We start from the raw sequence: 11,698 nt of genomic DNA, 5'->3' as shown, positions 1-11,698 counted from the left end.
CTAGGTGAGGAGGAATATATGTTTGTTGTTGAAAAAAATAATGCTGGGCATATTGGCCACGAGCCTAATTACAGGATGGACAGGAGATACACATTTAAATAAGCTGAAAGAGGATGTAACCAAAATCCAAACAAATGTGCCGAAATTTGTCAATACCTTCGATACTTTAAAGAAAAAATTTGATGAATTCGCACAGAATGCGAATAACAAAATTGGACAAGCCAATCAAATCATTGAAGATAAGGTACAATACATTAATTGGTTACATGAAAAGTTAGATCAAGCTGCCCAAGAAAACAATCAGGAGAAGCAACGGGTTAAAACTCTGCAAGAGGACTCAGATAAGCTGAAACAGCAACTGAAGAGCACAGAGGATAAGTTGAAGGAATACAAAAAACAAATTGACACATTACTACTAGAGCAAGAGCTTGTTAATTTATACGAAAATGGGAGCCTTAGAGAAAGCGTGGATCAAGACACGTTAGATCGGCTACGGGATAAAATTAATCAATTCGGAACAGAACAGAAAGCACAGTTACTAAAAAAGTGGGAACAGGCACAAGTATCTTTCTTGAAAAACCTGATTCAAAAAGTGGAGTACATTGATGGTATATTATACATTACTTTTAAAAACGATGATTACCTAAATTATGGGATTTATTTATACCGAAACGGTAAATATCACGGCTCCATAAAATTTGACCCTACGTATGGCTGGATCTCAAAAGACAAGAACGTACAGATCAACGAATCGACGCGGACGTTCTCATCTTGTAGGTTAACGATGACCAAGTGTGAGCAGATGATATCCCCTACGGATGATTACCATATCGAAGTTGCCAGACTTTATTGGGATGATACGAGAATTGTTTATAGGGAAAATTATATAGTTTATAGGAAGGGAGATTCACTAAATTCAACACAAAAAAAAGATGAAAAAGACCAGTCGGAATTTCAAATAGATCAGTTGCAAGGAGGGCCAGAAAGTCTGAAACAGCAACTGGAAACGAAAGACGAGCAGATTCAGAAGCTAGAACAAGAAAAGCAAAAGTTAGAAACCCAAATGAATCAGTTGCAAGGAGGGCCAGAAAGTCTGAAACAGCAACTGGAAACGAAAGACGAGCAGATTCAGAAGCTAGAACAAGAAAAGCAAAAGTTAGAAACCCAAATGGATCAGTTGCAAAGGGAGCCAGAAAATCTGAAACAGCAACTGGAAATGAAAGACGAGCAGATTCAGAAGCTAGAACAAGAAAAGCAGAAGTTAGAAACCCAAATGAATCAGTTGCAAGGAGGGCCTGAAAATCTGAAACAGCAACTGGAGAGGAAAGACAAGCAGATTCAGGAGCTAATGACGGCCAAAGCAACATGGGAAAAAGAAAAAACAGAATTGGAAAAGAAGTTAAAAGCTGCTGAAGACAAAATGGAGCGGCAAACAGAGTCTGACGCAAAAAATACATCCACTTGAAAGAGGTATATAGATTTCTAATGATGAATGAACTTTACTTGATTTTGGACAGATTGGTTCGGTAAAGTAAGGTGTCCTTTTTTCATCATATGTATCGCTTTAGAAAGAATGGATTCATTTCTTTCTAAAGCGATGATTTTGTTTTACTATGTTACTCAAGTGCTTTTGTTGTGTAAGTCGAAATCGCCTCCAAGGGGCTGTTCCAAAAGCTCCTTTTATAACTCACCCCCCACGGGGAAAATGTATTTTCTCCGTGGGGGGTGTTGTGTTTTCGATTATCTTTCGCTTGATATAGATTTGCGCTCCTTCATCAGACCAAAGACTTTGTTTTGCTTTTACTTCTTCATACGGTTCTGATGCAAAAAATCTGTCAAACATCGATTTAAAGCTTTAAGAAATAAGGCAGTGTAATGCTGAATGTTCAGCATAGTACACTGCCTTTTCCCATCTAATATAATATTGTTAGATGTATGATGTTTCCAATAAAACATACCAAAGCTTTTTGTTGGGGGTAATGAAGATGTTTGCATCCTATTTAATGCAAGTTTTATGAATACTACCTGCATATAAAATGATTATAATATGCGTTTCTTATTTTTTATACATTCTATTTTTACCTTTACAAAGGTAAAAATAGAAGCACAACTGGTTTTGTAATCGTTCGTCTTACTCCATTAAAGTTTTTACAGCATGATAGGGTTGGTTAACGCCTACTGAACGCCGTACACTTAGATCCGAACGAGTTTTACACAGCATTCCTTTTTCTACAAGTTGTTGAACTGGAGAGAAAGTTGCTTCTGCTGTAAACCTTCCTGTGAGCCATGATGTTTTGTTAACAATTGTTCATCAAACAAATATATAATTAAGATGTAGCTATTACTCTCTAAACTATTATTGTTTTGCAAATATTCCTATTTCATAAAAATCTCGTTCTTGAAGTATCGGTGATACATAAACAATAGAGTTCCAATTCGTTTCTAAGGGTATAGTAGTAATAATAAAATCAATATCTAGATTTTCCATATTCCCCTGAAAAATCTTTGCATTTCCTTCTACAAATTCTAATTGATTACCATAACGTTTATTAATACAACTCTTCATATATTCTTCCCAACTCTTACCTTCACCTGTAATAAGCAATACTTTTTTTTTGTGTAGGTTATGTTGTTTTCCTGTCGCTATAATACGCATAGTCACCTTTGCAAATTCTTCGTCAGGAATATCTGTTAATCCCATTTCTTTCCCCCATTTCGTATATGCTCGTTTTACTAAATCAAACGTTTCTGGATAATGTTTCTTTATGTACTTACACGTATCTTTTTCTGGCGCTTTTATTCTAGGTAGAAATTTCAGTATATGATAGGTCTGCCTACAATACTCAACTATCCCATAGACAAAATCATCACTATTGGCTAGTTCTATTTTTAGTTCTTGTTCCAAGAGACGAATGAAATCGTTTACACATTTATAGAATATTGTTTTTCCTTCTTTATACAATAGTAGTTCTTCTTGTTTCAAGGTATTCCCACTATTATTTATATATCTCGATAACTTAACAACTATAACCAACAATACTTGCTCTTCTATATTTAGAGGTCTATTTTTGTTCACCTTGATTATATTTTTATCCTCAAATATTTTTTTATAATGTATGGATTCTACTGTGTGTTTAACAATCCATTCACTAAACTTTACTTTATGTCCTTGTTTTATTCGTTTAAAAAGAATTGTTATAATAAAGGCTAATCTTCTTTTATCATTAGAATAAAATATAATATCTAATTTTTTTTCAATATCATGTACGTAATCCATCAATACTTCTTCTTTATATTCTGTAAAGGGCCATTCTGTATCGGGAAAAGCTTCCAAGTAACGCTCAGAAAACATGAATATAATTTGAAATTCATCCCCTGAAATCCTTAATGGCTTTTTTTCTAAACATAAACCGAATTTTTCAATATACCTACTGACTCTTTTTAGTACATCATTAGTCGAGGTAACAGGGAGATATAGTCTATCAGCTAAAGAGGTCACTGTATTGGCACGTCCCTCTAATAATTGTTGAAGTGCTAAAAACGTTAATGATTTCTTCAGGAGATTAGAAGTTGCTTCAGTAATTGATTGATTCTGGGATAAAGATAATTTTACACCTTTCCCTTTTTTGGAACATATGACTATATTTTTGGGTAATAAATCATTAATAATTGATATATCTTTTCGAATGGTTTTATTTGAACAGTGTAGTTTACTTCCCAATTCCGCCAGCGTAAACCATCGCTTTTCCTCAACAAGAATATTTAAGAGATTAATTTTACGTTTAATATCTTTTTCCATGATTATCTCCTTTTACTATTAATCGAGTCTAATCTTTCATGAACTTTTTTGTTAATCATTTATAAACTTGTTTAAATCATTACATATATTTAAATTTAATAACTTAAATATATTAAGCAAATATAGCTGCAATGTTAGCGGCTGTTATGGGTCTTCCTCTCCTCTCTCTGCAGATGTTATAATAAGAGAACGTAACTCTTTGTTAGCACTTGCAAACAAGACACTAGACAGAATATTCCGACACTCCTCCCTGAAAATCCAGGAGTTTGATTCTTCACAAACAGCAGGATATAAAATTTTTTATCGCATCATTGGAAATCTCACCCTCCTTTTTTTATAAGCGGGAATATTTCACTATTCATTAGGTTTGTCTTTATATTTAATTGTTTAAAGCTAGCTAGCCAACCTAAATTTCATACACATGATACGAATTCATATCCAAATACATAATACTAAATACCCCCCCTACATTTTTTCAATATTTTTCTCTTGTTACAGGAATTTTTCACAACGATAAAAATCAATATTTAATATATACTTAGAAAAGCGAACACCATCGATTATTCATAATCATTTGACAGGAATGCAATTTGTATCGTTGAAAGAAAATACTCATACAGGAACATCTACAGGTAAGGTTATACGCTATACATGATGTGTGTTGTCGCTACGTGCAGTATTTCTCAAAACATTTCCGCCAGGTGATGGTTATGTAGAGCTTCTACAAGAAGAAGGAAAGACAAATCATGTCTGAATTTCAGAATCTTCCAAAATTCAGACATTACTATGAGGAAACAATCATTGATGTGGTACTTCAACAAACGGTTACATATAAACGAACAGAAGTAGAATTTATATAAAGTGAAACTTTAATCAGTGGGGGTTTTCTTCATCCCCCACTGATTATGAGCCCTCACCAATCGGGCTGTTACGGGCAGCCCTACTCCCACCTATCTTCCTTGCTACTCTTTGAACCTTGAGGTGGGAGTCTTACTGCCCTAAAATAGCGGGATAAAATCTCCTATAGCAGTAAAGACTTTCATTTATGTTGCAATCTCATCCAATGATACCTAACTTTCTATGCAGTTCGTACTCCTCAGACTAGAGATTTTCCGCCGACTTCCTTCACGATTCAGGAGTTGAACTCCAGAAAATGTGCACATGCTGAGCGCACCAAAAAAAGCAATGAGCCTACACCCATTGCTTTTCTTACTAATTAAAGCATAACCCCAACGATAACCGCTGATAAGATACTTACTAATGTTGCACCGTATACAAGTTTTAATCCGAATGATGATACAACGTTCGCTTGTTTTCCATCAATACTTTTCGTCGCCCCAGCGATAATTCCGATAGATGAGAAGTTCGCAAATGATACGAGGAAGATTGATAAAATCCCTACTGTTCGATCCGATAAATCACCGGCCACTTTTCCAAGGTCAAGCATTGCCACGAATTCGTTCGTTACTAATTTTGTTGCCATAATTTGTCCCGCTGTTAGCATCTCTGATGTTGGAATACCCATAATAAATGCTAATGGTGAGAAGATATACCCTAAAATGCTTTGGAATGTGATTCCGAAAATTGAATCGAATACACCGTTAATTGCTGTAATTAATGCTACGAAACCGATTAACATCGCCGCCACTGTTACAGCGATAGAGAAACCAAGCATAATATATTCGCCTAACATTTCAAAGAATGTTTGTTTCTTATCTTCTTGTAATTCTAAAATATCGTCCTCTTCTTTTACATCATATGGATTAATAATATGAACGATAATGAATCCACTAAATAAGTTTAATACAAGTGCTGTGACTACATATTTCGGCTCAATCATTTTCATATAAGAACCAACAATTGACATTGATACTGTTGACATAGAAGATGCACAAAGTGTATATAAACGATTTTTCGGTAATTTACTTAATTGATCTTTTACTGTAATAAACACTTCACCTTGACCAACGATTGCAGCTGCTACTGCATTATAGGATTCTAGTTTTCCTAAACCATTAATCTTACTTAATACGAAACCGACTGCACGAATGATAATTGGTAAAATTTTAATATGCTGCAAAATTCCAATTAATACAGCTAAGAAAATAATTGGTAATAGTACTGTTAAAAAGAATGGTGCTTGTCCATCATTTGCTAGACCACCAAATACAAAATTAACCCCTTCTTCCGCATATTTTAATATCGCGCCGAAACCATCTGCAATTCCTTTTACTAACACATATCCTATTTTTGTATTTAGTAAGAAATAGGATAACGCTAATTGAATGACAAGCATAATTGCAATTGGTTTATATTTAATTTTCTTACGATCTGAACTTACAAGAAAAGCTAGTACAAATACTACCAGTAAACCAATTAGAAACATTACTAGTTTCATATGTGAATCCCCACTTCCCATGTGTTATCGGTTGTCCAACGAATGACGAATGACGTCTGACTACTAATGTTTAAAAAGAAAAATCCTTACAATCAGTAAGCGTTTACATAAATTGCAATTTACAAATGGCGGTCTCTTCTTCCCTACCTTATTCAAAGTCTGAAATGGATACCACCTACAATACAAATTGTAAGCGTTATCTAACAGAAATGCAACATAATTTTTCCCTTATAAACAAAAGCAGTGAGTTTACGCTCACTGCTTTTAACTTTTATAACATTACGCCAACAATAATCGCTGATAAAACACTCACTAAAGTTGCGCCATATACAAGGCGTAATCCGAACGACGACACAACATTTGATTGATTTTCGTCAATTCCTTTCGTTGCTCCTGCGATAATGCCAATAGATGAAAAGTTCGCAAAAGATACAAGGAATACCGAAAGAATACCGACTGTGCGAGCAGATAATTCCCCTCCCACTTTGCCAAGGTCAAGCATCGCGACAAACTCATTTGACACTAATTTTGTTGCCATAATTTGACCCGCTGTTACCACTTCTGATTTCGGAATGCCCATTACAAATGCAAGAGGAGAGAAAATATATCCTAAAATAGCTTGGAATGTCATTCCAAAAATCGCATCGAACAAGCTATTAATGGCTGTAATTAATGCTACGAAACCAAGTAACATTGCCGCTACTGTTACTGCAATTGTAAAGCCAAGCATAATATATTCGCCTAACATTTCAAAGAATGACTGCTTCTTTTTATTTTCTAATTTTAACGTATTTTCTTCTTCTGTAATATCATACGGATTAATAATATGAACGATAATGAATCCACTAAATAAGTTTAATACAAGTGCTGTGACTACATATTTCGGCTCAATCATTTTCATATAAGAACCAACAATTGACATCGATACTGTTGACATAGAAGATGCACAAAGTGTATATAAACGATGCTTTGGAATTTTACTTAATTGATCTTTTACCGTAATAAATACTTCTGCTTGACCAACGATTGCAGCTGCTACTGCATTATAGGATTCTAGTTTTCCTAAACCATTTACTTTACTCAATAGAAAACCAACAGAGCGAATGAACAGTGGTAAAATCTTGAAGTGCTGCAAAATCCCAATTAATACAGCGAAGAATACAATTGGTAATAACGCTGTGAGGAAGAATGTGGTTTCCCCCTTATTCACAAGACCCCCAAATACGAAAACGATTCCAGATTCAGCATATGTGAGCAAGGCGCCAAATCCATCAGAAATTCCTTTTACTAAAATATACCCAATCTGTGTACTTAATAGGAAGTACGATAATGCCAATTGAACCATAAGCATCACCACAATTGGTTTATACTTAATTTTCTTTCGGTCTGTACTTATAAGAAAACCAAGTATAAATACAACGAGTAATCCTACAAGAAACATAACAAACTTCATATATAAAATCCTCCGTTTAAAACTTATTCAACATTTTAGTAAATTATTAAACATTGAATGTCTGACCATACAAAACAATCAATAATCCGAACTTTTATTTTTCACGTAAAATGAATATGATATCAACAAAAACGAATTTATCTCTTATTTATAAAGGCCTTAACCATTCTAACATAAATTTAAATCCACATCCTTATATTTCCGAAAAAAATTACAATGAATATAAAAAAATTATTAATGTTCGTCTTTTATAAAGATATAAAAAAGGTATCAGATTTTCTCTGATACCTCCTTTTTACATAGTTTGTTCTTTTTCTTCTACTTTAGAATCTTCCCAGCACTCTGTATTTTCTAGCCCCGGAATCGAACTTGCATGAAACACTGGGTCTCTTCCTTGTTTCTTTTGTTTTACATAGTCTGATAATGCTGTAAAAGCAAACTTAGATAGAAATACAATTGCCACTAAATTAATAACAGCCATAATCCCCATAAATAGGTCTGCTAAATCCCATACAATTTGAATTGTAGCTACCGAACCAAGTATAACCATACCAAGCACTGCAATTCGGTAAACGATCAATATCCCTTTACTTCCATTTAAGAATTCAATATTTGTTTCACCATAATAGTAATTCCCAACAAGTGAACTAAATGCAAATAAGAAAATTGCAACTGCTACAAAAATAGAGGCCCAAGATCCAATATGTTGACTTAATGCTTGTTGTGTTAATTGGATACCATTTGTATTAGCTAATCCTGATACATCTGATAACAAAATAATAAATGCTGTACAACTACAAATTAGCAATGTATCTGTAAATACCCCTAATGTTTGGATAAACCCTTGTTTGACGGGATGTGTTACATTCGCAGTTGCTGCTGCGTTTGGCGCGCTCCCCATACCAGCTTCATTTGAAAACAATCCACGTTTTACCCCTAGTAAAATAGCCGCTCCAAATCCACCACCAACAACTTCTTTAATCCCAAAAGCATGTAAAATAATTTCTTTAAATAAAGTTGGAATCTCTGTAATATTTGTAATCACTACGAACAAGGCAACTCCTATATAAATAAGCGCCATAACAGGAACAATCATTTCGACAGCGCGAGCAATTCGTTTTACCCCACCAAAAATAATAATTGCTAACAGTCCAGCCATTACAATGCCGACTAATCTACTATCTGTATGAAATGCGCCATCAAATGCTGCTGCCACAGTATTTGACTGTACCGCATTAAAAATCAAACCAAAACTAACTGTGATTAAAATAGAGAAAATAGCACCGAGCCAGCGCTTATTTAGTCCTTTTTCCATATAATACGCCGGTCCCCCGCGGAACGTATTTCCATCTTTCACTTTGTAAATTTGCGCTAATGTACTTTCTACAAAAGCAGATGCACCACCAATTATCGCAATCAGCCACATCCAAAATACAGCCCCAGGTCCCCCAGTTGAAATCGCAATTGCCACACCTGCTAAATTACCTGTACCTACACGAGAAGCTGTACTCATACAAAACGCTTGGAATGACGAAACGCCATTCTTTTCCTTTTGTGCTTTACGTGTTTTCGAACTCGCTCCATCTCCTAGTAAGCGAATCATTTCACCAAAATAGCGAATTTGAACAAAATTAACTCGTAAAGAAAAATAAATGCCAATACTAATTAACATACCTATCATAATATATGTCCAAAGAACATTATTTATATCCGTAATCAATCTCGCTAACATTTCCATCGAATCACTTCCCCCTCTCTTAACAATAAGAAGATTATATTCTAAAAAATTTTAAGAATCAACAAGTTTAGACAAAAAAATGTTAGGTTTTATGACACAATAATATAATTATTCCTAACATAACTTACTCCCTAAACAAACTGGACATCATTATGTTTCCTACAATCGAATTGACAAACAAAATTGTTGTAACTATAATGATTACATCACGTTGATAAAACAACCTGATCATAAAACTATCTATCCACCTTTAGATATATAGCTTTACTACTTATTTTATAAAATTTCGGAGGGATTTCTTATGAAAATTGGAATTATCGGAGCAAGTGGAAAAGCTGGAAGCCGTATTATGAAAGAAGCACTTGATCGCGGCCATGAAGTTACTGCAATTGTACGAAACGCATCAAACATTACAGACAAGAATGTAAAAGTATTAGAAAAATCCGTATTCGATCTTACTTCTAACGACCTTCAAACATTCGATGTAGTTGTGAACGCATTTGGTGCGCCAACTGGTAAAGAGCATCTTCACGTTGATGCCGGAAACGTATTAATTGAGGCCATGAAAGGTGCGCCACATACAAAATTAATTGTTGTCGGCGGTGCTGGTAGTCTATTTATAGACGAAGCAAAAACAACACGAGTATTTGAAACACCAGATTTCCCAGCAGAATATCTTCCAACTGCCCAAAATCAAGGCAAAAACCTAGAAATTTTACAACAAACAAACGACATTACTTGGACATTCATTAGCCCTTCTGCTCTATTCGCATTAGGAAAACGTACTGGTTCTTATAAAACTGGTAAAGATCATCTTCTTGTTAACTCAAAAGGCGATAGCTATGTAAGTTATGAAGATTTTGCTGTAGCAACACTTGATGAAATCGAAAATCCAAAACACGAAAACGAACGCTTCACAGTTGTTTCTGAAGCAGAATAATAAAGGGAATTTTTGAATCAACAGGCACTTTAGCCCCACTAAAGTAAAACTCGCCCCTAAAATCTTGAGGTGGGAGTTTTACTTTTTATTAATATCTTCCACCAAAATCACCATTGTTCTACCACATAACGAATACTCGTTTATCTCTTGTAAGATGTAGATGGTTGATTCGCGATGCTTCATTTTTTTCAGCTCACAGCTACTTCTAAGCTTGATTTTTTCTTACTTCTTTCAAATAGTACAACTGCATTTTGGAGATTGCTGTCTCCTTATGAGCATCCCTTTTTAATTTGAAATCAAAATTCACCAGGCCGTATTTACTTCGAATGAAAATGCGAATTTTTCCGCCCACATTTCCCCTTTGAGGTGGATCAGTTGATTGCGCTTGATAGGTTCCTCTCTTCGCATTCATTTGTTTGAACTGCACATAATCTTTTCTCAATATCTTACTCGCATCAAACGCCCCTTCATTCTTTTTATGTAGCACGCGAACTATCATCAAAAAAAGGGAAAATGAACAAAACTTACTCATTTTTCCCTTTTCTTCTCTATATTCGACTATGTTTTAAATCATTCGAAAATAAAATGTCTGCCCTCGTCCTTTGTCATCACTAAGTTATGGAATCAAATCCATATAGTTACGAATCATTTTTTATGTTAACATAAGTGTATATAGTATATAATAAAAGATATATATTATACACTTGCCGATAAAGGAACTTTTCTATGATGCGGACAAGTTCATAAATAATAGGTAAGACATTATGATTTTAAATTTCTTCAACTGGAATTAGAAATTTAAGGGCATTTATCTCATTTTGTGAAGCTTTGTATAAAGTTTTGCATTTTTTTGCTGTTCTTACCTATATTCGGGATACTTATTCCACAAAATAAGAGTATTGTTATCGTAAAGGAGAATTGGAGATGCCAGAAACTATCACTCAAACAAAGCCTGAACAAGAATCTGTACAAATTTCTGCTAGCCAAGGACAACTAGATGTACTTGACCAGTTATTAAAACCTGAAGTACAACAATCATTAACTACGCTAGTAGAACAGCTTCCAAAATTAACTGAGCTTGTTAACATTTTAACTAAGTCTTATGATTTCGCACAAACTGTTGCAAATGATGAAGTATTAAAAAGCGACACTGTTGGTGCAATCCAAGAGATTGTAGAACCTGTAAAAGATACTGTGAAAACAATAGCAGCAACTGCTATTGAAGCAAAAGATCGCGCTGAAGAAAGCAATGAAGTTATCGGTCTTTTTGGTTTATTAAAATTATTAAAAGATCCACAAGCACAAAAAATGTTCCGCTTTGTAAATGCTTATCTTCAAATTAGTGCAGAACGTAATAATAAATAATTTAT

8 protein-coding genes and 1 pseudogene are annotated in these 11,698 nt (G+C 34.4%); 3 read left to right on the top strand and 6 right to left on the bottom strand.

Features of this window, described 5'->3' with window-relative positions:
* Nucleotides 1-22 precede the first annotated feature (22 nt).
* On the top strand, nucleotides 23-1,465 hold the full coding sequence (locus MR056_RS12915) for an AAA family ATPase (RefSeq protein WP_012096092.1): 1,443 nt from the start codon (nucleotides 23-25) through the stop codon (nucleotides 1,463-1,465).
* Nucleotides 1,466-1,482: 17 nt separating this feature from the next.
* Here the strand turns inward: MR056_RS12915 and MR056_RS22895 are convergent.
* The 5 genes and pseudogenes from MR056_RS22895 to MR056_RS12890 all read right to left on the bottom strand — a co-directional run.
* A pseudogene (locus MR056_RS22895) lies at nucleotides 1,483-1,645 on the bottom strand (IS6 family transposase); the annotation flags it as partial.
* Between the two features lie 711 nt (nucleotides 1,646-2,356).
* Nucleotides 2,357-3,799 carry a BglG family transcription antiterminator gene (locus MR056_RS12905; protein WP_012096093.1) on the bottom strand — a complete coding sequence of 481 codons (1,443 nt, stop codon included), beginning with the start codon at nucleotides 3,797-3,799 and terminating at the stop codon, nucleotides 2,357-2,359.
* Between the two features lie 1,216 nt (nucleotides 3,800-5,015).
* On the bottom strand, nucleotides 5,016-6,197 hold the full coding sequence (locus tag MR056_RS12900; RefSeq protein WP_012096094.1) for a NupC/NupG family nucleoside CNT transporter: 1,182 nt from the start codon (nucleotides 6,195-6,197) through the stop codon (nucleotides 5,016-5,018).
* Nucleotides 6,198-6,468: 271 nt separating this feature from the next.
* Nucleotides 6,469-7,650, bottom strand: coding sequence for a NupC/NupG family nucleoside CNT transporter (locus tag MR056_RS12895; protein ID WP_012096095.1), 1,182 nt, complete (start codon nucleotides 7,648-7,650; stop codon nucleotides 6,469-6,471).
* A gap of 295 nt (nucleotides 7,651-7,945) precedes the next feature.
* Nucleotides 7,946-9,388, bottom strand: a complete 1,443-nt coding sequence (locus MR056_RS12890; RefSeq protein WP_012096096.1) for an alanine/glycine:cation symporter family protein — start codon at nucleotides 9,386-9,388, stop codon at nucleotides 7,946-7,948.
* A gap of 301 nt (nucleotides 9,389-9,689) precedes the next feature.
* Here MR056_RS12890 and MR056_RS12885 point away from each other — a divergent pair, with 301 nt between their 5' ends.
* A complete protein-coding gene (locus tag MR056_RS12885) occupies nucleotides 9,690-10,328 on the top strand; it encodes an NAD(P)-dependent oxidoreductase (protein ID WP_012096097.1) in 639 nt (212 codons plus the stop codon).
* A gap of 205 nt (nucleotides 10,329-10,533) precedes the next feature.
* On the opposite strand, the gene MR056_RS12880 is transcribed toward MR056_RS12885, so the two are convergent.
* A complete protein-coding gene (locus tag MR056_RS12880; protein WP_012096098.1) occupies nucleotides 10,534-10,860 on the bottom strand; it encodes a hypothetical protein in 327 nt (108 codons plus the stop codon).
* Between the two features lie 392 nt (nucleotides 10,861-11,252).
* Between MR056_RS12880 and MR056_RS12875 the strand changes: the two genes are divergently transcribed.
* A complete protein-coding gene (locus tag MR056_RS12875; RefSeq protein ID WP_012096099.1) occupies nucleotides 11,253-11,693 on the top strand; it encodes a DUF1641 domain-containing protein in 441 nt (146 codons plus the stop codon).
* Nucleotides 11,694-11,698: the final 5 nt, after the last annotated feature.

Origin of the sequence: Bacillus cereus group sp. BfR-BA-01360, from assembly GCF_022663595.1 — a bacterium.
In the GTDB taxonomy this organism is placed as follows: domain Bacteria; phylum Bacillota; class Bacilli; order Bacillales; family Bacillaceae_G; genus Bacillus_A; species Bacillus_A cytotoxicus.
This window is presented reverse-complemented; position numbering and strand designations above follow the sequence as displayed.

Bases quoted from the DNA above. Each gene is read 5' to 3' on its own strand.
- MR056_RS12905 (WP_012096093.1), bottom strand. From the start codon at position 3,799: ATGGAAAAAGATATTAAACGTAAAATTAATCTCTTAAATATTCTTGTT.
- MR056_RS12900 (WP_012096094.1), bottom strand. From the start codon at position 6,197: ATGAAACTAGTAATGTTTCTAATTGGTTTACTGGTAGTATTTGTACTA.
- MR056_RS12895 (WP_012096095.1), bottom strand. From the start codon at position 7,650: ATGAAGTTTGTTATGTTTCTTGTAGGATTACTCGTTGTATTTATACTT.
- MR056_RS12885 (WP_012096097.1), top strand. From the start codon at position 9,690: ATGAAAATTGGAATTATCGGAGCAAGTGGAAAAGCTGGAAGCCGTATT.
- MR056_RS12890 (WP_012096096.1), bottom strand. From the start codon at position 9,388: ATGGAAATGTTAGCGAGATTGATTACGGATATAAATAATGTTCTTTGG.
- MR056_RS12880 (WP_012096098.1), bottom strand. From the start codon at position 10,860: ATGAGTAAGTTTTGTTCATTTTCCCTTTTTTTGATGATAGTTCGCGTG.
- MR056_RS12875 (WP_012096099.1), top strand. From the start codon at position 11,253: ATGCCAGAAACTATCACTCAAACAAAGCCTGAACAAGAATCTGTACAA.